At 73.7% G+C, this 25321-nt stretch carries 24 protein-coding genes and 1 pseudogene; 19 read left to right on the forward strand and 6 right to left on the reverse strand.

Translation table 11 applies throughout. The features are described 5' to 3' along the window. Positions 1 to 161: 161 nt before the first annotated feature. From OHA37_RS34855 to OHA37_RS34870, 4 genes are all read left to right on the forward strand, one after another. The gene (locus OHA37_RS34855) at positions 162 to 572 is read left to right on the forward strand and encodes a methylglyoxal synthase (RefSeq protein WP_266911370.1); all 411 of its coding nucleotides are present in this window, start codon (positions 162 to 164) and stop codon (positions 570 to 572) included. Between the two features lie 276 nt (positions 573 to 848). Further along, a complete protein-coding gene (locus OHA37_RS34860) occupies positions 849 to 1076 on the forward strand; it encodes a FeoA family protein (protein WP_250739058.1) in 228 nt (75 codons plus the stop codon). Next, positions 1073 to 3226: a ferrous iron transport protein B gene (gene feoB, locus OHA37_RS34865; RefSeq protein WP_266911373.1), complete on the forward strand. Its 2154-nt coding sequence runs from the start codon at positions 1073 to 1075 to the stop codon at positions 3224 to 3226. The genes OHA37_RS34860 and feoB overlap by 4 nt, the downstream gene beginning before the upstream one ends. Continuing rightward, positions 3223 to 3558, forward strand: a complete 336-nt coding sequence (locus OHA37_RS34870; protein WP_266911375.1) for a helix-turn-helix domain-containing protein — start codon at positions 3223 to 3225, stop codon at positions 3556 to 3558. Before feoB ends, OHA37_RS34870 begins: the two co-directional genes overlap by 4 nt. 26 nt (positions 3559 to 3584) lie before the next feature. Here the strand turns inward: OHA37_RS34870 and OHA37_RS34875 are convergent, their stop codons facing one another. Next, positions 3585 to 4082 carry a hypothetical protein gene (locus tag OHA37_RS34875; protein ID WP_323182388.1) on the reverse strand — a complete coding sequence of 166 codons (498 nt, stop codon included), beginning with the start codon at positions 4080 to 4082 and terminating at the stop codon, positions 3585 to 3587. Between the two features lie 253 nt (positions 4083 to 4335). Here OHA37_RS34875 and OHA37_RS34880 point away from each other — a divergent pair, with 253 nt between their 5' ends. Then, entirely contained in the window at positions 4336 to 5052 is a 717-nt protein-coding gene (locus tag OHA37_RS34880) for a class I SAM-dependent methyltransferase (protein ID WP_266911379.1), read from the forward strand. Between the two features lie 103 nt (positions 5053 to 5155). Here the strand turns inward: OHA37_RS34880 and OHA37_RS34885 are convergent, their stop codons facing one another. Next, on the reverse strand, positions 5156 to 6067 hold the full coding sequence (locus tag OHA37_RS34885) for an alpha/beta hydrolase fold domain-containing protein (protein WP_266911381.1): 912 nt from the start codon (positions 6065 to 6067) through the stop codon (positions 5156 to 5158). A gap of 206 nt (positions 6068 to 6273) precedes the next feature. Here OHA37_RS34885 and tdh point away from each other — a divergent pair, with 206 nt between their 5' ends. The 3 genes from tdh (at position 6274) to OHA37_RS34900 (ending at position 9997) form a co-directional block, all read left to right on the forward strand. Continuing rightward, entirely contained in the window at positions 6274 to 7305 is a 1032-nt protein-coding gene (tdh, locus tag OHA37_RS34890; RefSeq protein WP_266911383.1) for an L-threonine 3-dehydrogenase, read from the forward strand. Positions 7306 to 7499: 194 nt separating this feature from the next. After that, positions 7500 to 8702: a glycine C-acetyltransferase gene (locus OHA37_RS34895; RefSeq protein ID WP_266911385.1), complete on the forward strand. Its 1203-nt coding sequence runs from the start codon at positions 7500 to 7502 to the stop codon at positions 8700 to 8702. A gap of 380 nt (positions 8703 to 9082) precedes the next feature. Beyond that, the gene (locus tag OHA37_RS34900; protein ID WP_266911387.1) at positions 9083 to 9997 is read left to right on the forward strand and encodes a LysR family transcriptional regulator; all 915 of its coding nucleotides are present in this window, start codon (positions 9083 to 9085) and stop codon (positions 9995 to 9997) included. A 14-nt stretch (positions 9998 to 10011) separates the two neighbouring features. Here OHA37_RS34900 and OHA37_RS34905 read toward each other — a convergent pair whose 3' ends face one another. Both OHA37_RS34905 and OHA37_RS34910 read right to left on the reverse strand, forming a co-directional pair. Further along, entirely contained in the window at positions 10012 to 10794 is a 783-nt protein-coding gene (locus OHA37_RS34905; protein ID WP_266911389.1) for an MBL fold metallo-hydrolase, read from the reverse strand. A 66-nt stretch (positions 10795 to 10860) separates the two neighbouring features. Next, positions 10861 to 11640 carry a DeoR/GlpR family DNA-binding transcription regulator gene (locus OHA37_RS34910; protein ID WP_266911391.1) on the reverse strand — a complete coding sequence of 260 codons (780 nt, stop codon included), beginning with the start codon at positions 11638 to 11640 and terminating at the stop codon, positions 10861 to 10863. A 206-nt stretch (positions 11641 to 11846) separates the two neighbouring features. Between OHA37_RS34910 and OHA37_RS34915 the strand changes: the two genes are divergently transcribed. From OHA37_RS34915 to OHA37_RS34950, 8 genes and pseudogenes are all read left to right on the forward strand, one after another. Continuing rightward, positions 11847 to 12749, forward strand: a complete 903-nt coding sequence (locus OHA37_RS34915; protein WP_266911393.1) for an SIS domain-containing protein — start codon at positions 11847 to 11849, stop codon at positions 12747 to 12749. After that, positions 12746 to 13582, forward strand: coding sequence for a class II fructose-bisphosphate aldolase (locus OHA37_RS34920; RefSeq protein WP_266911395.1), 837 nt, complete (start codon positions 12746 to 12748; stop codon positions 13580 to 13582). The genes OHA37_RS34915 and OHA37_RS34920 overlap by 4 nt, the downstream gene beginning before the upstream one ends. Before the next feature lie 27 nt (positions 13583 to 13609). After that, entirely contained in the window at positions 13610 to 14131 is a 522-nt protein-coding gene (locus OHA37_RS34925; protein ID WP_266911397.1) for a hypothetical protein, read from the forward strand. Between the two features lie 149 nt (positions 14132 to 14280). Next, positions 14281 to 14823: pseudogene (locus OHA37_RS40875) on the forward strand (LLM class flavin-dependent oxidoreductase); the annotation flags it as partial. 185 nt (positions 14824 to 15008) lie between these two features. Then, complete coding sequence (locus OHA37_RS34935; protein ID WP_266911401.1) at positions 15009 to 15461, forward strand: hypothetical protein; 453 nt, start codon at positions 15009 to 15011, stop codon at positions 15459 to 15461. Then, entirely contained in the window at positions 15458 to 16519 is a 1062-nt protein-coding gene (locus OHA37_RS34940; protein ID WP_266911403.1) for a zinc-binding dehydrogenase, read from the forward strand. The genes OHA37_RS34935 and OHA37_RS34940 overlap by 4 nt, the downstream gene beginning before the upstream one ends. A gap of 130 nt (positions 16520 to 16649) precedes the next feature. Further along, entirely contained in the window at positions 16650 to 17840 is a 1191-nt protein-coding gene (locus OHA37_RS34945) for an acyl-CoA dehydrogenase family protein (RefSeq protein WP_266911405.1), read from the forward strand. A 305-nt stretch (positions 17841 to 18145) separates the two neighbouring features. Then, on the forward strand, positions 18146 to 19372 hold the full coding sequence (locus OHA37_RS34950) for a cytochrome P450 (protein WP_266911406.1): 1227 nt from the start codon (positions 18146 to 18148) through the stop codon (positions 19370 to 19372). A gap of 13 nt (positions 19373 to 19385) precedes the next feature. Here the strand turns inward: OHA37_RS34950 and OHA37_RS34955 are convergent, their stop codons facing one another. Together OHA37_RS34955 and OHA37_RS34960 are read right to left on the reverse strand one after the other, a co-directional pair. After that, a complete protein-coding gene (locus OHA37_RS34955; RefSeq protein WP_266911408.1) occupies positions 19386 to 19565 on the reverse strand; it encodes a hypothetical protein in 180 nt (59 codons plus the stop codon). A 100-nt stretch (positions 19566 to 19665) separates the two neighbouring features. Continuing rightward, positions 19666 to 20415 (reverse strand): SDR family oxidoreductase, encoded by a 750-nt coding sequence (locus tag OHA37_RS34960; RefSeq protein WP_266911410.1) that lies wholly within the window; start codon positions 20413 to 20415, stop codon positions 19666 to 19668. A gap of 226 nt (positions 20416 to 20641) precedes the next feature. Between OHA37_RS34960 and OHA37_RS34965 the strand changes: the two genes are divergently transcribed. The 3 genes from OHA37_RS34965 to OHA37_RS34975 are packed head-to-tail and all read left to right on the forward strand — an operon-like array spanning position 20642 to position 25314. After that, complete coding sequence (locus OHA37_RS34965; protein WP_266911412.1) at positions 20642 to 21550, forward strand: oxygenase MpaB family protein; 909 nt, start codon at positions 20642 to 20644, stop codon at positions 21548 to 21550. A gap of 27 nt (positions 21551 to 21577) precedes the next feature. Continuing rightward, on the forward strand, positions 21578 to 23719 hold the full coding sequence (locus OHA37_RS34970) for a serine/threonine-protein kinase (protein WP_266911414.1): 2142 nt from the start codon (positions 21578 to 21580) through the stop codon (positions 23717 to 23719). Further along, the gene (locus tag OHA37_RS34975; RefSeq protein WP_266911416.1) at positions 23716 to 25314 is read left to right on the forward strand and encodes a phytoene desaturase family protein; all 1599 of its coding nucleotides are present in this window, start codon (positions 23716 to 23718) and stop codon (positions 25312 to 25314) included. Before OHA37_RS34970 ends, OHA37_RS34975 begins: the two co-directional genes overlap by 4 nt. Positions 25315 to 25321: the final 7 nt, after the last annotated feature.

Consider the following 25321-nt stretch of genomic DNA (forward strand, 5'->3'; position numbering starts at 1 on the left):
CCTCCAGAATGCCCTGGGGCCGGTGCTTCCGCATACCCCTCGGACTCCCCGACGTACCGGTCGCCGTCGTCGACGCATCCGGATACCGGGCGCGCGACGGCGGCATTCGGAATTCCAGGCCCTGAATGGCGGAAGGGATCATGCCGGGTTAGCGTCGGTTGATGATCGCTCTCGTGGCACATGACCAGAGGAAGAAAGACCTATTGAATTGGGTGCGGCGCAATCACCGTGCCGTGACCCGGCACGGACTGGTGGGAACCAGCTCCACCGCACGATTGCTGAGATCGGAACTCGGCTTGCGGATCAGGTCGGTTGAGTCCGGTCCGCACGGAGGGGACCAGCAGATCGGCTCGATGGTGATTTCGGGCGATGTCACGTCGCTCGTATTCTTCTGGGACCCGCTGTGGGCCGCTCCGCACGTTCACGATGTACTCGCCCTCGTGCGAATTGCCGTGCTCCGCAATATCCCCGTGGCCCTGAATCCGGCGAGCGCGGAGGCCATGTCCGAGGACGGATTCTCCTTCGAAGGCCGGTCCGTCCGCCCGCTCGCGGCGGGCGCCCGTTCCCGCTGATCGGCAGCGCCCGGGCAGCGGGGCCCCGACGCCCGGGACCCGCGGTGTCGGCCGGCGTGTGCGGCTCGGGCTCCCTTTGCTCTCGTAGCGTCGGGCGGGCCGGTCTCCCCACAGCGGATTCCGGCCCCGGCGAGACGGCCCGGCGTCGTCCGATCGGCTGACGCCGGGGCGGGACCGGTGGGCTGAAAGTCCCTGTCGATCAGGGACTTTGCCCCGACCCCCGACCCTCCTCGAACTGCTTAGGTTTACCTAAGTGGAGTCGAACGAGGAGGTCCGGTGCCGTCGCTCAACGACAGCCGTCCAGGGACGACCGTACGCATCACGGGGATCGACCCCGGTCAGGCCGGCGGGAGCCGCAGACGGCTCCTGGAGTTCGGCTTCGTGCCCGGCGCGGACGTCACCGTCATCGCCCGGGGCGCCACCGGAGGGCTGCTCGTGGGGCTCGGGGACACCCGGGTCGCGCTGGACACCCGAACCGCCGGCCGGCTGAGGTGCGCCGGATGAGCTGTCACGCCACCGGGGCCGGTGCGACCGCCACGGCGGAGCGGCGGACCGGAACGCCGTTCGTCGCCCTCGTCGGCAATCCCAATGTCGGCAAGTCGACCCTCTTCAACGCCCTCACCGGCGCCCACCAGCGCGTCGGCAACTGGCCGGGCAAGACCGTCTCCGTGGCCCAGGGCGACTGGCGCACCGCGGGCGGCCGCCCCCTGCGCGTCGCCGACCTGCCCGGCTCCTACAGCCTGCTGCCCGACTCCCCGGACGAGGCGCTGGTGCGCGACGTGCTGACCGCGCCGGCGGGGGAGCGGCCCGACGCGGTGGTCTTCGCCCTCGACGCGGCCAACCCCGCCCGCAACCTGTACCTGCTCTCGCAGATCCTCGACACCGACATCCCCGTCGTCATCGCGCTCACCATGACCGACGTCGCTGCCCGGCGCGGGGCGCCTCCCGCCCCGGACGCGCTGGCCCGCGAGCTCGCGCTGCCCGTCGTACGGGTGGAAGGACGCTCGGGGACCGGGCTGGACCTGCTCGCCGAAGCGGTGGGCGAGGCCCTGGACGCCGTACCGCCTCCCCGCGGGCGGACGTCCGCCTGGGCGGCCGGCTCGCCCGTGGCGGCCGAACTGGCCGGGCTGACCGCCCAGGCCTCCGGGCTGACCCCGCACCCCCCGCGCTGGCTGGCCGTCAGCCTGCTCTGCGGGGAGGAGCCGCCCGAGGTCCCGGCGGCGCTGGCCGGGCGGGCCGGGGCGGCGGCGAACCGCCTCGCCGCGGCGGCCGCGGGGGAGGACGGCATCGAGGCAGATACCGAGGCCGACACTGACACCGATACCGACGCCGAACTCCTCGTCGCCGAGGCCCGCTACGCCTGGGCCCACGCCGTCATCCAACGCGCCGCGCCCCGCCCGGCCGGGGCCCGGCCCACCCTCACCGACCGCGTGGACCGGCTGCTGCTCTCCCGCGGTTTCGGCATCCCGTTCTTCCTCGCCGTCATGTGGGGGGTCTTCCAGGCCACCACCGTCCTGGCCAAACCCCTCCAGGACGGCCTCGGCGACTTCGTCTCCGGACCCGTCAGCGGCGGCGCCGACCGGCTCCTGGAAGCCGTCCGCGCGCCCGGCTGGCTGACCGGACTGCTGGTCGACGGCCTGATCAACGGGGTGGGCCAGCTGCTCACCTTCGTCCCGCTGATGATCATCATGTTCCTGCTGCTGGCCCTGCTGGAGGACTCCGGCTACTTCGCCCGCGCCGCGTTCGTCGCCGACCGCCTGATGCGCACGCTGAGGCTGCCCGGCCGCGCCTTCCTGCCGCTCGTCGTCGGCTTCGGCTGCAACGTCCCCGCCCTCGCCGGCACCCGGATCCTGAGCCGCCGCTCGCACCGGCTGCTCGTCGGCCTGCTCATCCCGTACATGAGCTGCACCGCCCGCCTGGCCGTCTACGTGATGATCGCGGGCGTCTTCTTCGGCTCGAACTCCGGCACCGTCGTCTTCTTCCTCTACGTCGCCTCCGTGCTGCTGGTCGTCGGCATGGGCCTGATCCTGCGGCCCCTGCTGTTCCGCGACATGAAGGAGGAACCGCTCGTCCTGGAGCTGCCCCCGTACCGGCTGCCCACCCTGCGGGTCACCGGCGCCCAGGTCTGGCAGAAGCTCGCCGCGTTCCTGCGCACCGCCGGCGGCATCATCGTCGCGACCGCGGCCGCCGTCTGGCTCCTCATGGCGATCCCGGCCGCGGCCGGCCACGGAGGCTTCGGCAAGGTCGACGTCGAGCAGAGCGTGTTCGGTACGGTCACGCGCGCCACGGCCCCCCTCGTGGCCCCCGCCGGCTTCGGCGACTGGCACGCCACGGCCGCGCTCGGCACCGGCCTGATCGCCAAGGAGGGCGTGATCTCCACCCTCGCCCAGACCTACTCGGCCGAGGAGGACGGCGACCCCAAGCTCCCCGCGAGCCTGCACGCCACCTTCGAGGAATCCTCCGGCGGCCACCAGGAGGCGGCCGCGCTCGCCTTCCTGGTCTTCGTCCTCGCCTACACCCCCTGCTTCGCCACCCTGGCCGCGCAGCGGGCCGAGATCGGCACCCGGCTGACCGTCATCGGCTTCGGCATCCAACTGGCGGCGGCCTGGCTGCTCGCCGTCGGCGTCTTCCAGATCGCGAGGCTGGTGTGGTGAGCGGCACCGGCGGACCCACGGGCTCCGGCCCCGGCATGCTGCGCCGCCTGCTGCGCGCCTTCGAGGAGGCGGCTCCCGGTGAGGGGCTCCCGCAGATCGCCGACCGGCTGGGCATCGACCGGGCCGAGGCGGCCGACCTCGCCGCGTACTGGGTCCGCAAGGGCCGGCTGCGCCGCGAGGAGATCGGCGGCCGCGACTGCGGGGGCTGCCTGGCCGCCACCCGCGGCTGCACGGCGTGCCCCGGCGGCGACGCGCCGGCCGCTTCCACCCGGCCGGTACTGGTCGCACTGACCCCCGTGCGCCCCTCGCGGCCTGAGGCCCCGCACACGTAGTGCCCGGCCGGGGCCCCGCGGGCCTGTCACCGTGCCCGGTGCCGCTTCGCGTAGGACCAGGTCACCGCGGTCATCAGGAGCGGTATGGCCAACAGCGGGGCGAAGACGAGGCCCCAGACGGTCCGTGCCGTACCGCTCGCCAGGTACGTATGGCTTTCGACCGTGAAGAGGACCACGAGTTGCCACAGCGTCCCCAGGACCAGGACCCCCGAGGCGGTCCAGGACAGCGCGGCGAGGACCCCGGGGCGCAGCGGCCGCCACCGGTCACCGACCAGCAGGAGCGGTGACAGGGCGGCCAGTTCGGCGAGGACGGACAGTCCGACGACGTAGGCGATGCCCCAGCCCGGGATGCCGTAGACCTCGCGCAGCACCTGGTCGCTGTAGCCCACGTAGACGCCGGATGCCATGGCGATGCGCCACAGGCCGGAGGGGACGGCGCACAGAGCGATGGCGTGGGCGGCCCGGCGGGCCCAGACGGGCGCGGGGGCGGGGAGAGGAGCGGTCGCTGTCGGCATGCGGCCCATGCTGGCCCTGGACGGGACGGCCGCGCTTCCTCCCTGACGGCGGACCGTATCCGCCCCGCGGAGGAGCGCGCACAGGCCGAGGGCAGACCTGAGGCGGGGGCGGATGCCGCACGAGCCGGGCGTCTGCGCATGCCCCACGGCCCAAGGGCGCAGCTCCGTACTTCGTACGACTGATCCGAACGCCTCCCCCGTCCGGGGGAGGTACGGGGCGGGGACCGACGGCCGCGGCCCGGAGGCGGGCAGGCTTGCGGACATGCGACAGCAGTACGACACGTCAACGCCCCCGCCGGCCTTCTCGGTCGCCGATGCCTTCACCCTGAGCACGGCCCTGGACGCCCTCGGCGGCGTCCGGGGCCTCGACACCCTCGACATGGCCTGCGGGCACGGCAGCACCACCCGGCTGCTGGCGAGCGGCGGGGCCCGCAGGACGGTGGGCGTCGACAGCTGCCCCGAGCGGATCCGCCGGGCCCGGGAGACCGGCGCGGACCTCGCGCACCGCGTCGAGTACGTCGTCGCGGACGCGGCGGCCGGAATGCCGGCCCTGGGGCCGTTCGACCTGGCCACCGCCGTGTACCTGTTCAACCAGGCCCACGACCGGGCGGCGCTGCACGCGATGTTCCGCGCCGTCCGAGCCAACCTGCGCCCCGGCGGGCGGCTCCTCGCCATCGTGCCGAACCCGGGGGCCTTCCCCTACGCGGACTGGGAGCCGTACGGGATCAGCGTCGTCGAGCGAGCTCCCGGCGGGGACGCCCCGCTGCTGCGGGCCCGGCTGGAGACCGACCCGCCGGTCCCGTTCGAATGCCGCGAATGGGCCCACGCCGACTTCGCGGAGGCCGCCGCCGACGCCGGCTTCGCCACGGTGGCCTGGCAGCCGACCCGGACCCCGCCCGCGTGCGAGACCCGGGACGAGACCTACTGGGCCCGCTACCGCACGGCGCCCGTCGGCTCCCTGATGAACTGCGTGGCCTGAGGGGCGTACGGGGTCTGAGGTGCCTGCGGAGTCTGAGGTGCCCGAGCGGCCCGGGACGCCGCCGCGACCCGCGGCGCGGCGCCGCCCGGCAGGCGGTGGCGGCTCAGGACTCCGCCGCCGCCGCGCGGACCAGCTCCACGATCCGGTCGCGGGCCGCCCTGCCCTCCGGGAGCGGCATCAGCGGGTAGTCGTGCGGCAGTCCCGGCTCCTCGATGAACTCCACCTCGGCGCCGGCCGCCCGCGCCCTGGTCAGCAGTTCGCGGCTGTCGGTCGTCAGGACGTCCCGCGTGCCCGTGAACACCGTCAGCGGGGCCAGTCCCGTGAACGACCCGTGCAACGGGCTCACCCGGGGATCGTCGGCCGCCAGGTTCCCCGCGTACAGCCGCCCGGCCTCCCGCAGGCCGGGGCGGGCCAGCATCGGATCGCCCGCCTCGATGGCCGCCTGGTCGGGATGGCTCATCGACACGTCCAGCCAGGGCGAGATCAGCACGATCCGGGACGGCTGCGCCCCGTTGCGGTCGCGCAAGCGCTGCGCCGCGGCCAGTGCGAGCCCGGCCCCCGCAGAATCCCCGAGGAGCACCGTGCCGCCCGCGCCCCCGCTCGCGATCAGGCCGCTGAGCAGGTCGGCGGCGACCGGGACGGTCCGGTCGGCGGTCCCGCGCGGGGCCAGTATGTACGCCGGTACGACCACCCGGGCCTGCGCCTGCGTGACCAGGGTCCGGATCAGCGACCAGTGCGCCCGGACCAGTTCGTTGATGTACCCGCCGCCGTGCACGTACAGCACCCTGGCGGCCGGTTCCACGCCGAGCGGCGAGACCTCGTACACCGGCCAGGCCCCGACGAAGGTCCGCGAGACCTCGGCCACGCGGCCGAGCGAACGCGGGGGGAGGTGCGACGCCGGGCGCCGCATCGATTCCGCCACCCGGGTACGGACCGCCTCGGCGCTCCCGAACCGTCTTCGCCGTCCCGCCGCGATCAGCGCGACCGAAAGCGCCCTGCTGCGCAGACTCGGCACGCCCCTCACCTCCCCATTCCCGGCCCGGCCCACTCCCCGGCCCCTGCCCTTCACCCCAGGAGCATAGGCGTGAAGCTGGGCTGTGGACCCGCTTAAGAAATCCTCGATGGACTGATCACCCGCAGGTCGGCAGATTGGTCTCGTCCGCACGCTGCCCGGCCCGCACGCCCCGTAGCGCTTCCTTCCGCATGCCTGGAGCCACCCCCATGAAGGCACTCGTCAAGCACAAGGCCGAGCCCGGGCTGTGGCTGATGGACGTCCCCGAGCCCGAGTACGGCCCCGGCGAGGTCCTGATCAAGGTGCTGCGCACCGGCATCTGCGGGACGGACCTGCACATCCGCTCCTGGGACGGCTGGGCGCAGGGCGCCGTCAAGACCCCCCTCGTGCTCGGCCACGAGTTCGTCGGCGAGGTGGCGGCGCTCGGCGCGGGCGTCACCGGCATCGAGATCGGCGCGCTGGTCAGCGGCGAGGGTCACCTGGTGTGCGGGACGTGCCGCAACTGCCTGGCCGGGCGCCGCCACCTGTGCCGCAGCACGATCGGGCTCGGGGTCGGACGCGACGGCGCCTTCGCCGAGTACGTCGTGCTGCCCGCGCAGAACGTGTGGGTGCACCGGACGAAGGTGGACCTCGACGTCGCTGCGATCTTCGACCCCTTCGGCAACGCCGTGCACACCGCGCTCTCCTTCCCGCTCGTCGGCGAGGACGTGCTGATCACCGGCGCGGGCCCGATCGGGATCATGGCGGCGGCCGTGGCCAAGCACGCGGGAGCCCGCAACGTGGTGATCACGGACGTCAGCCCGGAGCGTCTGGAGATCGCCCGCAAGGCCGGCGCCACCCTCGCGCTCGACGTCTCGAAGGCGACCATCGCCGACGCGCAGGCCCAGCTCGGCCTGCGCGAGGGCTTCGACATCGGCCTGGAGATGTCCGGGCGCGGCGAGGCCATGCGCGACATGATCGACAACATGACGCACGGCGGCCGGATCGCCATGCTGGGCCTGCCGGCGCAGGAGTTCGCGGTCGACTGGGCCAAGGTCGTGACCTCGATGATCACGATCAAGGGCATCTACGGCCGCGAGATGTTCGAGACCTGGTACGCGATGACCGTGCTGCTGGAGGGCGGGCTCGACCTCAGCCCCGTCATCACCGGCCGGTACGCCTACGGGGACTTCGAGGCCGCGTTCGACGAGGCGGCGACCGCCCGCAGCGGCAAGATCATCCTGGACTGGACCCAGGCGTAACGATCCGGGCGCAGTAAGCCCGGGCGCAGTAAGCCGGGGCGCAGTAAGCCGGGGCGCAACCAGCCGGGCGCAGCCGCCCGGGCGTCCAGCCCCCACAGACCATTTCCCTCCGGCCGGGCCCCGCAGCACCCTCCCCCCTCCGCGGGGCCCGGCCCCCCTCCCTCCGCCGCACCAGGAGAAAGAGAGCACCGCACATGTTCGAGACCGTCCGCGCGGACCTCCGTACGACCCTCGACGAGATCCGCGCCGCGGGTCTGCACAAGCCCGAGCGCGTCATCGGTACCCCGCAGAACGCCGCCGTCGCGGTGACCTCGGGCGGCGCCCCGGGTGAGGTCCTCAACTTCTGCGCCAACAACTACCTCGGTCTCGCCGACCACCCCGAGGTGGTCATCGCGGCGAAGGAGGCCCTGGACCGCTGGGGTTACGGCATGGCCTCCGTGCGCTTCATCTGCGGTACGCAGGAGGTGCACAAGGAGCTGGAGGCGCGGCTGTCCGCGTTCCTCGGCCAGGAGGACACGATCCTCTACTCCTCCTGCTTCGACGCCAACGGCGGAGTCTTCGAGACCATCCTCGGCGCCGAGGACGCGGTGATCTCCGACGCCCTCAACCACGCCTCGATCATCGACGGCATCCGCCTCTCCAAGGCCCGCCGCTTCCGCTACGCCAACCGCGACATGGCGGAGCTGGAGACCAGGCTCAAGGAGGCCACCGAGGGCGGTGCCCGCCGCAAGCTGATCGTCACCGACGGCGTGTTCTCCATGGACGGCTACGTGGCCCCGCTCGCCGAGATCTGCGACCTCGCGGAGCGCTACGACGCCATGGTCATGGTCGACGACTCGCACGCCGTCGGCTTCGTCGGCCCCGGCGGCCGCGGCACCCCCGAACTGCACGGGGTCATGGACCGCGTGGACATCATCACCGGCACCCTCGGCAAGGCACTGGGCGGCGCCTCCGGCGGCTACGTCGCGGCGCGCGCCGAGATCGTCGAGCTGCTGCGCCAGCGCTCGCGCCCGTACCTCTTCTCCAACTCCCTCGCCCCGGTCATCGCGGCGGCCTCCCTCAAGGTCCTCGACCTGCTGGAGTCGGCCGACGACCTGCGCGAGCGGCTCGCCGCCAACACCGCGCTCTTCCGTACGAAGATGACCGAGGCCGGCTTCGAGATCCTGCCCGGTGACCACGCCATCGCCCCCGTGATGATCGGCGATGCGGCGGAGGCGGCCAAGATGGCGGAACTCCTGCTGGAGCGAGGGGTCTACGTGATCGGCTTCTCCTACCCGGTGGTGCCGATGGGCGCCGCGCGGATCCGCGTCCAGCTCTCCGCCGCGCACTCGACGGCCGACGTGGAGCGGGCGATCGCGGCGTTCGTCGACGCCCGGGCCGCCCTGGCAGCGGCCTAGCCCCGAGTCCTGGCTGACCCCCGTTCGCAGCGCGCGGCGCCGTTGCCGGGGGCCAGCCCCCCCGGACCCCCGCTCCTCAAACGCCGGAGGGGCTGGATGTGGCCGACGCCGGCGGGCACGTGATCGTCGGCAGCCCGGAAAATCCAGCCCCGCCGGCGTTTGAGGCGTGGGTTCCGGGGCGGAGCCCCGGGGAACGGCGGAAGGGCGGGTAGGGGACAGGCTCCCCGCCCCCGATATCAGCCGGGACCGGCCGGACCTCCGCCCGGCCTGGGCCGGCCCGGATACCCGGGTGGGGGCGGGGCACTCCGACGGAGGTACCGGCCCGGGCCCCGGCCGATCGGTCGGCCCGGCAGGGCTCCGCGGGCTGCGAGAATGGCACTGTGATCGACCCCCGGAGGCTGCGCATCCTGCGGGCCGTCGCGGACCACCGTACGGTGACCGCCGCGGCCGCAGCGCTCTACCTCACCCCCTCCGCCGTCTCCCAGCAGCTCGCGGCGCTGGAGCAGGAGACCGGGCACGCCCTGCTGACCCGCAGCGGCCGGGGCGTCCGGCTCACCGCGGCCGGGCAGATCCTGCTCGGGCACGCCCACGAAGTGCTCGCACAGCTGGAGCGGGCGGAAGCGGAACTCGCCGCCTACGCCGGCGGCTCGGCGGGCGAGGTCACCGTGGCCGCCTTCGCCACCGGCATCGCCGAGGTACTGGCCCCCGCCATCACCCGGCTCGCCGCCGACCACCCCGGGATCCGGCTGCGCGTACGCGACGCGGAGGGCGACCAGAGCCTGCTGCTCCTGCTCGACGGGGAGGCGGACCTGGCGCTCGCCGTCGAGTACCGGGGAGCCCCGGGCGCCGACGACGGCCGGCTGTCCGTGCTCCCGCTCTACGCCGAGCCCTTCGACGCGGTCCTCCCGGCCGGGCACCCGCTCGGGGACCTGCCCGAGGTGTCCCTGGCCGACCTCTCCGCTGCGGACTGGGTGGGCCAGTACCCCGGAAACCCCTGCCACGACGTGATGCTCCTGGCCTGCGAACTGGCCGGCTTCCAGCCCCGGTTGGTGCACTCCTCCGACGACTTCCGGGCCGTGGTGGCCCTGGTCGGCGCCGGCGCCGGAGTGGCCCTCGTGCCGCGTTCCGCGCTGCGCGGCATGGACCTCAAGGAGGTCCAGGTCCGCCCGGTGTCCGGTCCGGCGCCCACCCGCCGCGTCTTCGCCGCCACCCGGCGCGGCGCCGAGGCGCACCCGCTGATCGCCCCGGTCCTGGCGGCCCTGACCCGTGAGGCGGACCGGCTCCCGGAACACTGACCCGGGAGCCCGCCCTAACCGCGGGCCTGCCCGACCGTGAAGACGGCGCCGGGCGCGGCGTGGTCCACGGGCCCCGAGTAACGGGCGGCGGCGCGGGAGACGGCCTCGGCCGGGTCGAGGTCCCGGCCGACGTGCGTGAGGACCAGCCGTCCGGCGCGGGCCGCACGGGCGGTGTCGCCGGCGTCCTCGGGGGTGTGGTGCACCGGCTCCCCGTCCGCCGGGTGCGCCGGACTGTCGGCCTCGCAGAGCAGGAGCGCGCAGTCCTCGGCGAGCCGGGTCAGGGCCGAACAGGGCGCCGTGTCCCCGGAGTACACGAGGGACCGGCCTCCCGACTCGGCGCGCAGCGCGAAGGCGGGCATGCCGTGGGACACCGCCCGGCTGGTGAGGCCGAGCGATCCGGCCCGCGCGCGGTGGCCGTCGTACAGCTCGTGGACCTCGAAGGCGGCCTCGACCGGGCTGCGGTCCGGGCCGTTGGTGAGGAACCCCGCCAGCCGGTCGGCGATGCCGGGCGGCCCGTAGAGGGGGAGCGGCGCGGGGCGCCGTACGTCGGCGTACAGCAGGCCGTAGTACGCGGTCAGCAGATCGGCCGTGTGGTCGGCGTGCAGGTGCGAGATCCATATCGCGTCGAGCTCGCCGAGCCCGACGTGGCGTTGCAGCGGTCCCAGGGTTCCGCTGCCCGCGTCGACCCAGACCCGGGCTCCGCCGCCTTCGAGCAGGTAGCCGGAGCAGGGGTTGTCGGCCCGGGGGTAGGGCGTCGCGCTGCCCAGGACGGTGAGCCGGAGAAGATCGTCTGCCATCCGGGGAGTCTAGGACGCCGTGCGCCGCGGCCCCGGGCCGGGCCGACCGCCCCCCCGGCTGTGCGCTCAGGCGCGGATGACTTCCACGCCCGCCGCCTCGAAAGCCTCGGCCACCGAGGGGGACAAGCCGGTGTCCGTCACCAGCACGTCGACGGCGTCGGTCGCGACGATCCGGGCGAAGGCGCGGACGCCCAGCTTGCTGGAGTCGGCCGCGATCACCACGCGGCGGGCGCGCTCGCAGAGCAGCCGGTTCATGGCGGCCTCGTCCTCGTGCCGGGTGGCGGCCCCGTCGGCCGGGTCGAAGGCGTCCACGCCGACGACGGCGGTGTCCACGGAGAGCTGCCCGAGCACCTGCATGGCGAGGGGGCCCGTGAGCTCGTACGACTGGGGCCGGGCCACGCCACCGGTGAGCACGATCTTGAACTGCGGTCTGATGACCAGCTCACCCGCGATGTTCAGCGCGTTGGTGACCACGGTGAGGGCCGGGGAGCCGGTGGCGAGGTCGGGGCGGGCGGCCAGCGCACGCGCCACCTCGGTGGTCGTGGTGCCACCGGTCAGGCCGATCACCTCGCCCGGGACGATCAGCGCCGCGACGGTTTCGCTGATGCGGCTCTTCTCGGCGGCCCGGCGCGAGGTGCGGTAGCGCAGGGGGAGTTCGTACGAGACCCCGTGCACGACCGCTCCACCGCGCGTGCGGACCAGTAGCTGCTGCTCGGCGAGCTGGTCGAGGTCGCGCCGGATCGTGGCGGCGGACACGCCGAGGGCCTCGGCGGCGGGCTCCACTTCCAGCTCGCCCCGCTCCACCAGCAGGTCCAGCAGTGTCTGCCAGCGTTCCTTGCGGGTCATCGGCCGCCCTCTCGGTCTCGTCCTCGATCGCTTCTTCGATCGTGTCCTCGGCCGTCGCTCCGCCGTTCGCTTCGGCGCTCACTCTTGGCCTACACGTCGAGATTAACGCAGCAGATCATCCCGGAGATGCTTGAAGTTGCGTGAAAGAGCCCACTATCTTGCAGGAACACGCATTCAGGGAGCACGCACCGCGCTAGGGAGCCGCCATGAGCCATGTCGCGTACGAGTTGGGCACGCAGCCCGCATGCTGGGAGCGGGCCGCCGAACTGGCCCCGGAACACCGGGCGGTGCTGCCGCGGCCGGGGGAGCGTACCGCGATCGTCGGATGCGGGACCTCGTACTACATGGCCCAGGCCGCCGCCGTGTTGCGCGAGGAGGCCGGGCAGGGCGAAACCGACGCCTTCCCCGCCTCGGAGTTCCCCCGCCACCGGCGCTACGACCGGGTCGTCGCGCTCACCCGGTCCGGGACCACCACCGAGGTCCTCGACCTGCTGGCCGGACTGCGGGACGCCGGGGTACCCACCACCGCGGTCATCGGGGACCCCGCCACCCCCGTCATCACCCTCGCCGACGCGCTCGTCGTACTCGACTTCGCCGACGAGCAGTCCGTCGTCCAGACCCGCTTCGCCACCACCGCCCTCACCCTGCTGCGCGCCCACGTCGGCCTGCACAGCCCCTCCGTCGTCGCCGACGCGCGCGCGGCCCTCGCCGACCCGCTTCCCGCGGAGCTGGAGACCCGGGGCCAGTTCACCTTCCTCGGCCGCGGCTGGAGCGTCGGACTCGCCAACGAGGCCGCGCTGAAGATGCGCGAAGCCGCCCTGGCCTGGGCCGAGTCCTACCCGGCCATGGAGTACCGGCACGGCCCCATCAGCGTCTCGGCGCCCGGCACCGCCACCTGGTCGCTCGGCGACGCGCCCGAAGGGCTCGCCGAACAGGTCCGCGGGACCGGAGCCCAGTGGGTGGCCGGGCGCCTCGACCCGCTCGCCGAGCTGGTCCGCGTACACCGCCTGGCCATCGCCGTCGCCGCCCACCAGGGGCTGGACCCGGACGCGCCGCGCAACCTGACCCGGTCCGTCATCCTCACCACGGGCGAGGAGGCCGTCCGATGAGCCTGGTTCCCGCCGGCAGGCTCGTCCTGGAGGCCGCCGCCCAGGGCCGCGCCGTCGCAGCCTTCAACATCATCACGCTGGAGCACGCCGAAGCGGTCGTCGCGGGCGCGGAATCGGCCGGACTGCCCGTGGTCCTCCAGCTCAGCGAGAACGCCGTCAAGTTCCGCGGCGGAGCACTGCTGCCGATCAGCCGCGCGGCCGTGGCCGTCGCCGAGGCCGCCGGGGTCCCGGTCGGGCTGCACCTGGACCACGTCAAGAGCTCCGAACTGCTGCGGCAGGCCGTGGACGCCGGATTCAGCTCGGTCATGTACGACGCCGCGCACCTCTCCTACGCCGAGAACCTGGAGGCCACCCGCTCCGCCGCCGACTGGGCCCACGTCAACGGGCTCTGGATCGAAGCCGAACTGGGCGAGGTCGGCGGGAAGAACGGGGCCGCGCCGCTGGACCCGCACGCACCCGGCGCCCGTACCGACCCGGACGAGGCACGGCGGTTCGTCGCCGACTCCGGGGTGGACGCGCTGGCCGTCGCCATCGGCAGCAGCCACGCCATGACCAGCCGGACCGCGGCCCTGGACCACGTGCTGCTCGGCCGCCTCGCCAAGACGGTCGACGTGCCGCTGGTGCTGCACGGCTCCTCCGGTCTGCCGGACGCGGAACTCGCCGCGGCCGTCGCCGGCGGCATCCGGAAGGTCAACATCGGCACCGCGCTCAACGTGGCGATGACCGAGGCCATCCGCACCCATCTGACCCCCGCGGATCCCCGTCCGTACTTGACCGCCGCACGGGAGGCGATGACGGCGACGGCCGCCGCTATGATCAGCGCCCTGAACTGACGGGAACGGGTACCGGGGGGATTTTCGATGAGCGCACAGCAGGGCCTCAGCAGCAGACGGCGGCTCCTTCTCGGACTGGGGGCCCCGCTGCTGCTCGGTGCGGCGGGGCTCGGCTACGCGATGTGGCCCGAGGAGGAGAAGGCGGAGAAGGTCCGCACCGATGTGGCCCCGCTCAACCGGCGCTTCTGGACCGCGCTGGGCGACGTGACCGACGCGCACTGGCTGGGCTACGGCATCGACGAGTCCAACAACGACCGCACGGTCCCGAGGGCGGATTCCCGGATGCGGCTCGTCGGGGTCGCCCACCTCAAGCCGGGTACGGCGAACCGCATCATGCGCGATCCCGCCCACCACTTCGAGGTCGGGCCGCTGGCCGGGCCGCCCGCCGCGCTGAAGCCGTACATCCCCTCCAGTGCGGCCTGGAAGCAGAGCGTGACGTACGACAAGGTCGCTCTGGAGGAGGGCCTGAGCGTGATCCCGTCGGGCACCTTCCGCTTCGACGCCATCCGCGACCTCGTCTACTTCGACTACGTCTTCCTCTACAGCTGAGCGGCGGCTGAGCGGCGACTGAGCGGCGGCCCGCGGAAGTCCTCCCACTCAGTGGGAGGACGGACGCGGCGGCATTGAAGCCGCGGCCCGGTCGGTGTTTCGTCGGATCCCGGAGCAGAGCAGGCGCCGCCGAGGGAAGGCCACCGCACATGCCGCAGCAGCCGCAGCCGTATCTCCCGCACCGATTCGGGGTGTTCCTCGCCCCTTACCACCGGCCCGACGGTGACCCCGCGCTCCAGCTGCGCCGGGACCTCGACCTGGCCGCCGACCTCGACCGGCTCGGCTACGAGGAACTGTGGGCCGGCGAACACCACTCCGCCGGCTACGAGATCATCGCCTCGCCCGAGGTGTTCCTGGCCGCGGCCGCCGAACGCACCGGCCGGATCATGCTCGGCACCGGGGTCAACTCCCTCCCCTACCACCAGCCGTTGATCCTCGCCGACCGGATCTGCCAGCTCGACCAGCAGTCCCGGGGCCGCGCCATGCTCGGCGTCGGACCGGGCCAACTGCCTTCCGACGCCTTCATGATGGGCGTCGACCCGCTCCACTCCCGCGCGATGACGGCCGACTCGCTCGACGCCATCGTGCGGCTGCTGCGCGGGGAAACGGTCACCGCCGCCACCGACTGGTTCGCCCTGGAGGAGGCCCGGCTCCAGCTCGGGCCCTACCGGGGCCGGGAACTGGACGTGGCCGTCGCCTCCGCCGTGTCGCCGACCGGGGCGGTGCTCGCGGGACGCCACGGGGTGGGGATCTCTCGCTCGCCGCCGCCGACCCCACCGGGTACGCGCTGCTCGACGCCAACTGGGCCGCCCACGAGCGGGCCTGCGGCGAAGCCGGCCGCGCCGCCGACCGTTCCACCTGGCGGCTGGTCACCCCGGTGCACCTGGCCGAGACCCGCGAACAGGCCCTGCGCGAAGCCGAGTACGGCACGCCCGGCATCGTGGACTACATCGAGAAGCTCGGCGGGACCCGCCTCGACGGCTGCGCCACCCCGGCCGGCGCGGTCGAGCGGTGGACCACCGAAGGGCTGCCCACCTTCGGTCGGGCCGTCATCGGAGCCCCCGAGGACGCCGTCCGGCGCATCGAGCAACTCGCCGAGAAGACGGGCGGGTTCGGTACCTTCCTGATCCTCCGGCTGGACCTCGCCGAACCCGCGGCCGCCCTGCGCAGCCTGGAGCTCTTCGCCGAGCGGGTCGTCCCCCGGCTCACCGGCCACACCGAGGCCCGCCGCGCCAGCCTGGAGTGGGCCGGGCGCAACAGCGAACGGTTCACCGGCGCCCTGCGCCGGTCCACGATGGAAGCCATCGCCCGCAAGGGGGAGGTCCGTTGAGGGCCGCGGTGCTCGAAGACGGGGTGTTCCGGGTACGGGAGCACCCGGATCCGGTGCCCGGCCCCGGGCAGGCGCTCGTGGAGAGCGCCGCCTGCGGGATCTGCGGCTCCGACCTGAGCGCGGTGGCGCACACCGAGGACTTCCTGCGGGCCTCCCGGGACAGCGGCACCACCAGCTTCCTCTTCGACCCGGACCGGCCCCTGGTGATGGGCCACGAGTTCTCCGGCCGGGTCCTGTCCTACGGGCCCGGCGCGACCGGCCCCGAACCGGGCACCGGGGTCGTCGGCCTGCCCTGGGCGGTCGACCCGGGCGGGGTCGTGCGGACCGTGGGCTACAGCAATGCCTTCCCCGGCGGATTCGGCGAACGGATCGTCGTACAGGCCCGCGCCCTGCTGCCCGTCCCGCCGTCCCTGGACCTGGCGCTCGCCGCCCTCACCGAGCCGCTGGCCGTCGGTTTCGGCAACATCGCCCGCAGCGCGGCGGGAAAGGACACCCCGGCCGTGGTCGTCGGCTGCGGCCCGGTCGGCCTCGGAGCCGTCGCCGCGCTGCTGGAGCGGGGCGCCGGACCCGTGGTGGCCTCCGATCCGTCGGCGCTGCGGCGGGCGGCCGCCCTGCGGCTCGGCGCACACGCGGTGGTGGACCCGGCCGAGCGGGACCCCGTACGCGTCTGCGCGGAACTCGCCGGAGCCCGCCCGCGGCCCACCGTGGTCGTGAACTGCGTCGGCGTACCCGGCATGTTGAACCAGCTCCTGCACGCGGTTCCGCGCGGCACCGAGATCCTGCAGATCGGCGGGGTGATGACCGAGGACGTGATCCGCCCGGTGGTCGGCATGTACAAGGACGTCACGATCCGCATGTGCCTGACCTACCCGCCCGAGGAGTTCGGCGCCACCCTCGCCCGCCTCGCCGACGGCCGCATCGATCCCGCGTCCCTGGTCACGGGAGAAGCGGGCTTCGGCGGGCTCGACGCGGCCTTCGCCTCCCTGCGGCGGCCGGAGGAGCACATCAAGGTCCTGATCCGGCCCGGGCAGGACGGAACCGGGGTGATCGCCCGCTGATCGCGCCCACCGGCAGGCCGCTGACCCTTCCGGATTCTTGGAACAGGTTCTAGTCTGCCCCGCGGCGGCGGCGGACGGCCGCGCGACCTTGCGCCACGAGACCTTGAGCCACGAGAGACCCGGAGGGGCCGTGCACCTCGAATACACGCCTGAGCAGCAGCGGTTGCGCACCGAGCTGCGCGCCTACTTCGCCGAACTGATCCCGGACGACGTCTACGCGCGGTACGAGGACCCTGCCGAGCAGAAGCGCTTCTACCGGGAGACCATCCGCCGGCTCGGCGCCGACGGCTGGCTCGGCGTCGGCTGGCCCAAGGAGTACGGCGGGCGCGGGATGTCGCCCATGGACCAGTTCATCTTCTTCGACGAGGCCGCGCAGGCCGTCGTACCGCTGCCGCTGATGGCCCTCAACACCGTCGGGCCGACCATCATGCAGTTCGGCACCGACGAGCAGAAGGCGTACTTCCTGCCCAAGATCCTCGCGGGCGAGATCGACTTCGCCATCGGCTACAGCGAGCCCGACGCCGGCACCGACCTCGCCGCCCTCAAGTGCAAGGCCGTCCGCGAGGGCGACGAGGAGACCGGCACCTACGTCGTCGACGGGCAGAAGATCTGGACCACCAACGGCGACACCGCCGACTGGGTCTGGCTCGCCGTCCGCACCGACCCGGACGCCCCCGCGCACAAGGGCATCACCATGCTCCTCGTGCCGACCTCCGACCCCGGATACTCCTGCACCCTCATCAACACCCTGGCCTCGCACGACACCACCGCGAGCTACTACGAGAACATCCGGGTGCCCGCGAGCCGCCGCGTCGGCCAGGAGAACAAGGGCTGGCGGCTGATCACCAACCAGCTCAACCACGAGCGCGTCACCCTTGCCGCCCACGGCACCATGGCCATCCGCGCCCTGCACGACGTCCAGCGCTGGGCCGCCGAGACCAAGCTCGCCGACGGCCGCCGCGTCATCGACCTCTCGTGGGTCCGCGGCCGCCTGGCCCGCACCCACGCCCGCCTCGACGCGATGAAGCTGCTGAACTGGCAGATGGTCAACGCCGTCCAGGACGGCAACCTCACCCCGCAGGACGCCTCCGCCGTCAAGGTCTACGGCTCCGAGGCGCGCAGGGACGCGTACGCCTGGCTGATGGAAGTGGTCGGCGCGGCCGGCTCCCTGAAGGACGGCTCCGCGGGCGCGGTCCTGCACGGCGAACTGGAACGCGGCTACCGCAGCGCGGTCATCTTCACCTTCGGCGGCGGCAACAACGAGATCCAGCGCGAGATCATCTCGTGGATCGGCCTCGGCATGCCGAGGGTGCGCCGCTGACCGGTGTCATGGGCGGGTTGCCGCGGTTCCTCCCCCCCCCGATGCCCCATCAGGGCGCCATCACCCGCAGGTTCTGTCACTCCGGGGGGAGTGCGCCAGCGGCTGCCCGATCCATTCGGCCTGACCACGTGGCCGTTCCTCACTGCCGCACCTCCCATGGGCTCCAACGACCTGGCGTCGTCGGGTGACTTGCTGTTTCCTGGAAGGCGTGCGCACAGAGCGTTGTGGCAGCACGACCGGTCCCGCACCGACGGTGACCGTGGCACCTCAGGACAGCCGCCAGGCCGAGCCGATGGGGGAACTCCATGACCGCCGCGCACGAAGTCCCGGACATCCTCTCGCGGGAGTTCGCCGAGAACCCCTACCCGGCCTACCGGGCCATGCGCGAGAGCGCACCCCTGAACTGGCACGAGGGGACGCAGAGTTGGATCATCTCGCGCTACGAGGACGTCGCGCGGGCCTTCAAGGACAAGGAGGGGCTCTTCACCACGGACAACTACGCGTGGCAGGCCGAGCCCGTGCACGGCAAGACCCTGATCCAGATGAGCGGCCGCGAACACGCCACGCGACGCGCCCTGGTCGCCCCGGCCTTCCGCGGCAACGAGCTGCGGGACAAGGTCGTTCCGGTCATCGAGCGCAACGCCCGTGAGCTGATCGACGCGTTCCGCGACACCGGGTCCGTCGACCTCGTGAGCGGATTCGCCTCCCACTTCCCCATCTCGGTCATCGCCGACATGTTCGGACTGGACCGGTCCGGCCAGCGGGCCCTCGGCGGCTGGTACCGGGCCTTCGTGGCGTTCACCGCCAACCTGTCCGGTGACCCGGAGCGGGCGGCGGAGGGCGCGCGGGCCCAGGCCGAGTTCGCCGCGTACATGCTGCCGGTCATCAGGAACCGGCGGGAACACCTCGGAGACGACCTGCTGTCCGCGCTCTGCACCGCCGAGGTCGACGGCGTGAGCATGAGCGACGAGGACATCAAGGCGTTCTGCAGCCTGCTGCTGACGGCCGGCGCCGAGACCACGGACAAGGCCGTCGCGGGCCTCTTCGCGAACCTGCTGGCCAACCCCGACCAGCTCGCCGCCGTACAGCGCGACCGGGGACTCATCGACCGTGCCTTCGCGGAGACCCTGCGCTACACCCCGCCGGTCCACATGATCATGCGGCAGACCGCCGTCGACGTCACCATGAGCGGCGGCACCATCCCGGCCGGGGCCACCGTCACCTGCCTGATCGGCGCCGCCAACCGCGACCCCGAGCGCTACAAGGACCCGGACAGCTTCGACCTGTTCCGCGACGACCTGACGGCGACCAACGCCTTCTCCGCGGCCGCGGACCACCTGGCGTTCGCGCTCGGACGGCATTTCTGCGTCGGTGCGCTGCTGGCCAGGGCCGAGGTGGAGATCGCCACCAACCAGCTCCTCGACGCCATGCCCGGCCTCCGCCCGGCCCAGGGGTACGACCCGGCGGCCGAGGGGGTCTTCACCCGCGGGCCGAAGTCGCTGCTCGTGGAGTTCACTCCGGCCGCCGGCTGAACCGTCGCCCGTCCTACCGGCGGTCGTCCCGCACCGGGCCGTCCTGCCGGTGGTCGGGGTGGACCCAGCTCGGCTTGCGGAACCTCGGGAAGCACACCGGCGCCACGACGCCCAGGAGCAGCAGGACCAGGCCCTTGGCCGGGCCGGACAGCCAGGTGAGCATGCCGCCGTGTGCGGCCGCCACCAGCATCACCCCGACGACCTTCGTCCTCGTCGGGTGTGTCCTCCGCGGTGGCCGCGGACGCATGCTCGGTGCCCGTCCCGGCTCCCGCACATCGACGGCGGAGGCCGGCTCAGACCTGGCCGGCTCCGCCGTCCACGAAGAGTTCGATCCCGGTGATGAAGCTGCTCTCCCGGGAGGCCAGGAACAGGGCCGCCGCGGCCACCTCCTCGGGGCGTCCGGCCCGGCCGAGCGGGACTCCGGCGGTCGCCCGCTCGCGTACGTGCGCCGGGGCGCCGGCCAGGGCCGGGGTGTCGATCGGGCCCGGGCTCAGGGTGTTGACCCGGATGGAGCGCCCCGCGAGCTCCAGTGCCAGGCTGCGCGCGAGGGACCGTACGGCCGCCTTCGTGGCGGCGTACACCCCGTACCGGGTGGACGCCGAGGAGCCGGCGGCCGAGCCCAGCAGAATGACCGAGGCGCCGTCGCGCAGCAGCGGCAGGGCCCGTTGGACGGTGAAGAAGGCGCCCCGGAAGTTGAGGTCCGAGGTGGCGTCGAACTGCTCCTCGGTGACCTCGGCGAAGCCGCCGGCCGGGCCGCCGCCCGCGTTCGCGACCAGCACGTCGATCGCCTCGCAGCCCGCGGCCGCGACCGCCGCGTAGAGCCGGTCCAGGTCCGCGACGAGGGACGCGTCACCGCGGACGGCCACCGCGTCCGGGCCCAGCTCGCGGACCGCGGCGGCGAGTTCCTCCGGCCGCCTGCCGGTGACGAACACCCGGGCGCCCTCCTCCACGAAGCGCCGGGCCGTCGCCAGGCCGATGCCCGACGAACCGCCCGTGACGACCGCGACCTGCCCTTCGAGCCTTCCCGCATGTCCCGTACGCATGACCGTGCCTCCGCGTGGTGAGGGGAGGCGGGTGCGGTCCGCCGGCCGGAAAGCCTAGTGGCGCGCGGGGGCGTGCGCGCGGCCGTTCGGTGGAATGCCGCAGGAGCGCCCGGAGCCGGCAAGGGCCCACGGGAGGCCGCCCGAGTCCACGGGAGCCCGCAGGCTCCGCAAGGCCCGTACGCCCCCGAGCGGTGTACCGGGGCGAGCGACGGGGGAGGAGCCGGACATGGACATCGACGCGGTCCCCGATCCGGGGCTCTACGGCCCGGGCTCCGTGACCTGGCAGTGCCACGGCGACCCGGTCATGTGGATCGCCGGGGTCCGCGCGCTCTACCTCCAGGCCCTCCACCCGCGCGCGGTCCGCGGGGTCATGGAGAACAGCTCCGCCTTCAGCGGGGAGAACGGCGGGGGCGACGCCTGGGGACGCCTGCTGCGCACCGCCGACTTCGTCGGCACCGTCACCTACGGCACCACCGAGGCCGCGGAGCGGGCCGGCGCACGCGTCCGCAAGATCCACACCATGCTGTCGGCGACCGATCCGGCCACCGGCGCACGGTTCCGGGTGGACGAGCCCGAGCTGCTGCTCTGGATCCACTGCGCGCAGATCGACAGCTTCCTGCACGTCCTGCGCCGCTCCGGCGTCCCGCTCACCTCCGCGCAGGCGGACCGGTACGTGGCCGAAAACCGCGTCAACGCCCGGCTCGTCGGCCTCGACCCGTCCGGGGTACCGGGGGACACCGCGGCCCTGGCCTCCTACTTCGAGCGGATCCGCCCCGTACTCGCCGCCGGACCCGACGCCCGCGCCGTCGACGCCTTCCTGTGTGCCCCGCCCATCCACCCCCTCCTCGTCCCTGGCCGAAATCTGGTGTGGCGCCCGCTCGCCGGCCTCGCCTACGGATCGCTCCCCGGCTGGGCGCACCAGCTGTACGGCCGCCCCGCACCGGCCCCGCGCAGCGTCACCCGCCGCCTGCGTCTCACCGGTAGCCTGCTGCGCAGCATTCCCGCAGGTCTGCGCTGGCAGCTGCCTCCAGGTCACATCTTGAAAGCGATGCGCCGCATGGGCCCCGGGAGCCGCCCCGCGCCGTACACACTGCGTACATCAGCGGCCATACTGGACCGGCCGGGGAGGGCGTAGCACGACACACGGGGGCGACTTCAAGACATGGCGGAGCCAAGACTGATCCAGGGCCGGTACCGGTCGCTCGATCTGATCGGCCGCGGCGGCATGGGCGAGGTGTGGCGGGCCCGCGACGAGTCGCTGGGCCGGCAGGTCGCCGTCAAATGCCTCAAGCCCCTCGGGCCCGAGCAGGACACCCACTTCACCCAGGTGCTGCGCGAGCGATTCCGCCGCGAGGCGCGCGTCGCCGCCTCCCTCCAGCACCGCGGCGTCACCGTCGTCCACGACTTCGGCGACGACAGCGCGGCCGGCGGTCCCCTCTACCTCGTCATGGAACTGCTCGAAGGCCGCAACCTCAGCCAGCTCCTGGAGGACAACGACGCGCGCCCGCTCCCCGTGGACGTGGTCGTCGACATCGCCGAGCAGATGGCCGCCGCCCTCGGCTACACCCACGAGCAGGGCGTCGTCCACCGCGACCTGAAGCCCGCCAACATCATGCGGCTCACCGACGGCACGGTGAAGATCTGCGACTTCGGCATCGCCCGGCTGGCCGCCGACATCGGCTTCACCGCGAAACTGACCGGCGGCGGCATGGCCATGGGCACCCCGCACTACATGTCGCCCGAGCAGATCGCCGGCGGCGAGGTGGACCACCGCAGCGACCTCTACTCCCTCGGCTGCGTCCTGTACGAGATCGCCACCGGAGCCCCGCCCTTCGACCTCGGCGACTCCTGGTCCGTGCTGGTCGGCCACCGCGACACCGCGCCCGTGCCGCCGCGCGAGCACCGCCCCGAACTGCCGGTCTTCTTCGAGCGGCTGGTGCTCGACCTGCTCGCCAAATGCCCCGAGGACCGGCCGGGCGACGCCCGCCACCTGCACCGCCGGCTCGTCGAGGCCCGGCTCGGGCCCGGCGCGGCGGCCGGAGCGCACCTGCCGCTGCCCGAGTGGGCCGACGGGATGACCGCCGGGCGCAGGGCCGGCATCGAGGCCCGCCCCGCGAGCGGGGAGTGGGCCGTCCTCACCGGCTCCTGGACCGCCGCGCGCCCGAGCGGGCAGCACCCGACGGCCGCCGGAGCCGCCCCGGCCGCCACGGCCACCCGCCCCGGCACCGGCACCGGCCCCGTCCCCCGGACCGCGCCGACCGTCGTACGCCCGCGTCCGGCCGAGGACCCCCGCCTCACCGCCGCCTACGGGTTCCCGCACGGCCCCGGCTCCGCTCCCTCGGGCCCGGCCGCGCTCGACGCCGGCCACACGCGGGCCTTCGCCCTCAGCCGGGCGGGCCGTACCGAGGAAGCCCTCGCCGGGTACGCGGCCGTCGCCGAAGGACGCGCCCGGGTGCTCGGAGCCGACCACCCGGACACCCTGGCCGCGCGGCAGGAGGCGGCGTACGAGACGGGCCTGCTCGGCCGCCACCAGGAGGCGTACGAGGGCTACCGCGCGGTGCTCACCGCCCGGGAGCGGACCGTGGGCCGGATCCACCCCGACACCCTGCGCTGCCGGCACAACCTGGCCTGCGCGCTGGGCGCTCTCGGCCGCTTCTCCGAGGCCCACGCCGCCGCCGCCGAGGTGGCCGCCGACCGGACCGCCGTACTGGGGGCGGAGCACGCGGACACCCTGCTGACCCGGTACGAGGTGGCGTACGCGCTGGGCCGCCTGGAACGCTGGGAGGAGGCCCTGGAGGCCTTCCGGCACATCGCGGCCGTACGGGAACGGGTGCTCGGCCGCGACCACCCCGACACGCTGGCCGCCCGCTACGAGGCGGGCATCGCGCTGGGCCGGACCGGGCGCTCGGCCGAGGCCCTGGAGCTGTTCCGGGACCTGGTCCGCGACCGCACCCGCGCCTACGGGGCCGCCGATCCGGAGACGCTGCGGGCCCGGCACGTCCTCGGGGTGAACCTCGGGCGCCTGGAACGCTGGGAGGAAGCGGTGGCCGAAGCCCGCGAGGTGGGCGAGGCGCGGGCCCGCACGCTCGGCGCCGAGCACCCCGACACCCTGGTCAGCCGCCGCGAACTCGCCGTGGGACTGGGCCGGCTGGGCCGTTGGGACCAGGCGCTGCCCGTCTACCGGGACCTCTCCGGCATCCGCGAGCGGTCGCTGGGTGACGGCCACCCGGACACGGTCGCGGCCCACGCCGACGAGGCGCACTGTCTGGAGCGGCTGGGGCAGGTGTGTTACCAAGAGCCATGACGACCTCGCGGAGCTTCGGGCACGACGTGTACGACGCGGTGATCGTGGGCGGGGGCCACAACGGCCTCGTCGCCGCCGCCTACCTGGCCCGGGCGGGCCGCTCGGTCCTGGTCCTGGAGCGGCTCGGCCGCACCGGCGGGGCCGCCGTGTCCACCCGGCCGTTCCCGGGCGTCGACGCCCGGCTGTCCCGCTACTCCTACCTGGTCTCGCTGCTCCCCGCGAAGATCGTGCGCGAGCTGGGGCTGGACTTCCAAGTGCGCCGGCGCACGGTCTCCTCGTACACCCCCGTCGAGCGCGCCGGACGCCCCGGCGGACTGCTGGTCGGCGGCGGCGAGGCGCGCACCCGGGAGTCCTTCGCGCGGCTGACCGGCTCGGAGCGGGAGTACGAGAACTGGCGCGCCTTCTACGGGACCACCGGGCGGGCCGCCGAACGCCTCTTCCCGACGCTGACCGAGCCGCTGCCCACGCGCGCGGAGCTGCGGGCCCGGCTGGATGACGAGGCGGCCTGGCGGATGCTGTTCGAGGAGCCGATCGGACGGGCCGTCGAGCGGGAGTTCGCCGACGACCTGGTGCGCGGGGTCGTCCTCACCGACGCGCTGATCGGCACCTTCGCCGACGCCCACGACCCGGGCCTGGCCCAGAACCGCTGCTTCCTCTACCACGTCATCGGCGGCGGCACCGGCGACTGGGACGTACCGGTCGGCGGCATGGGCGCGCTCACCGACGCGCTGGCGGCTTCCGCGCTGGCGGCCGGGGCGGAGATCGCCACCGGGCACGAGGCGCTGCGCATCGACACCGACGGCACGACCGCCCCGGCCGAGGTGACCTTCCGTACGGCGACGGGCGAGGGGCGGGTCGCCGGCCGGGTGGTGCTCGTCAACGCCTCGCCGCGGGCGCTCGCCGAACTCCTCGGGGAGGAACCGGCGCAGCCGGCTCCCGAGGGGGCCCAGCTCAAGGTCAACATGCTGCTGCGCCGCCTGCCCCGGCTGCGGGACTCCTCGGTGGACCCGCGCGAGGCCTTCGGCGGCACCTTCCACATCGCGGAAGGCTACGAACAGCTCGCCCGGGCCCACGCGGAGGCCGCCGCGGGCGAACTGCCCTCCGTACCGCCCTCGGAGATCTACTGCCACTCGCTGACGGACCCGACGATCCTGGGGCCCGAGCTGGCGGAGCAGGGGTACCAGACCCTGACCCTCTTCGGACTGCACACCCCGGCCCGGCTGTTCGAGAAGGACAACCAGGGGGCGCGGGAAGTGCTGCTCGCCGCCACCCTCGCCCAGCTCGACGCCCACCTGGCCGAACCGCTCACCGACTGCCTGGCCTTCGACGCCGACGGCCGCCCGTGCATCGAGGCCAAGACCCCGCTCGACCTGGAGCGCGAACTGCGCCTGCCCGGCGGGCACATCTTCCACCGGGACCTGTCCTGGCCGTACTCCGCATCCGGCTCGGATGGCGACTCCGCCGAGGGCGGCGGCCGTTGGGGCGTGGAGACCGCCCACCGCAACGTACTGCTGTGCGGCGCGGGGGCGGTCCGCGGCGGCGGAGTCAGCGGGGTCCCCGGCCACAACGCGGCGATGGCGGTACTGGGGCACTGACGCGCCC

The sequence above is a fragment of the Streptomyces sp. NBC_00335 genome, from assembly GCF_036127095.1.
Lineage (GTDB): Bacteria > Actinomycetota > Actinomycetes > Streptomycetales > Streptomycetaceae > Streptomyces.

What these genes read in the sequence shown, in the direction of transcription:
- OHA37_RS34880 (WP_266911379.1), top strand. Translation starts at nt 4,336, where the DNA reads ATGCGACAGCAGTACGACACGTCAACGCCCCCGCCGGCCTTCTCGGTC.
- OHA37_RS34960 (WP_266911410.1), bottom strand. Translation starts at nt 20,415, where the DNA reads ATGCGTACGGGACATGCGGGAAGGCTCGAAGGGCAGGTCGCGGTCGTC.
- feoB (WP_266911373.1), top strand. Translation starts at nt 1,073, where the DNA reads ATGAGCTGTCACGCCACCGGGGCCGGTGCGACCGCCACGGCGGAGCGG.
- OHA37_RS34925 (WP_266911397.1), top strand. Translation starts at nt 13,610, where the DNA reads ATGAGCGCACAGCAGGGCCTCAGCAGCAGACGGCGGCTCCTTCTCGGA.
- OHA37_RS34855 (WP_266911370.1), top strand. Translation starts at nt 162, where the DNA reads ATGATCGCTCTCGTGGCACATGACCAGAGGAAGAAAGACCTATTGAAT.
- OHA37_RS34915 (WP_266911393.1), top strand. Translation starts at nt 11,847, where the DNA reads ATGAGCCATGTCGCGTACGAGTTGGGCACGCAGCCCGCATGCTGGGAG.
- OHA37_RS34895 (WP_266911385.1), top strand. Translation starts at nt 7,500, where the DNA reads ATGTTCGAGACCGTCCGCGCGGACCTCCGTACGACCCTCGACGAGATC.
- tdh (WP_266911383.1), top strand. Translation starts at nt 6,274, where the DNA reads ATGAAGGCACTCGTCAAGCACAAGGCCGAGCCCGGGCTGTGGCTGATG.
- OHA37_RS34970 (WP_266911414.1), top strand. Translation starts at nt 21,578, where the DNA reads ATGGCGGAGCCAAGACTGATCCAGGGCCGGTACCGGTCGCTCGATCTG.
- OHA37_RS34975 (WP_266911416.1), top strand. Translation starts at nt 23,716, where the DNA reads ATGACGACCTCGCGGAGCTTCGGGCACGACGTGTACGACGCGGTGATC.
- OHA37_RS34910 (WP_266911391.1), bottom strand. Translation starts at nt 11,640, where the DNA reads ATGACCCGCAAGGAACGCTGGCAGACACTGCTGGACCTGCTGGTGGAG.
- OHA37_RS34950 (WP_266911406.1), top strand. Translation starts at nt 18,146, where the DNA reads ATGACCGCCGCGCACGAAGTCCCGGACATCCTCTCGCGGGAGTTCGCC.
- OHA37_RS34965 (WP_266911412.1), top strand. Translation starts at nt 20,642, where the DNA reads ATGGACATCGACGCGGTCCCCGATCCGGGGCTCTACGGCCCGGGCTCC.
- OHA37_RS34905 (WP_266911389.1), bottom strand. Translation starts at nt 10,794, where the DNA reads ATGGCAGACGATCTTCTCCGGCTCACCGTCCTGGGCAGCGCGACGCCC.
- OHA37_RS34875 (WP_323182388.1), bottom strand. Translation starts at nt 4,082, where the DNA reads ATGGGCCGCATGCCGACAGCGACCGCTCCTCTCCCCGCCCCCGCGCCC.
- OHA37_RS34920 (WP_266911395.1), top strand. Translation starts at nt 12,746, where the DNA reads ATGAGCCTGGTTCCCGCCGGCAGGCTCGTCCTGGAGGCCGCCGCCCAG.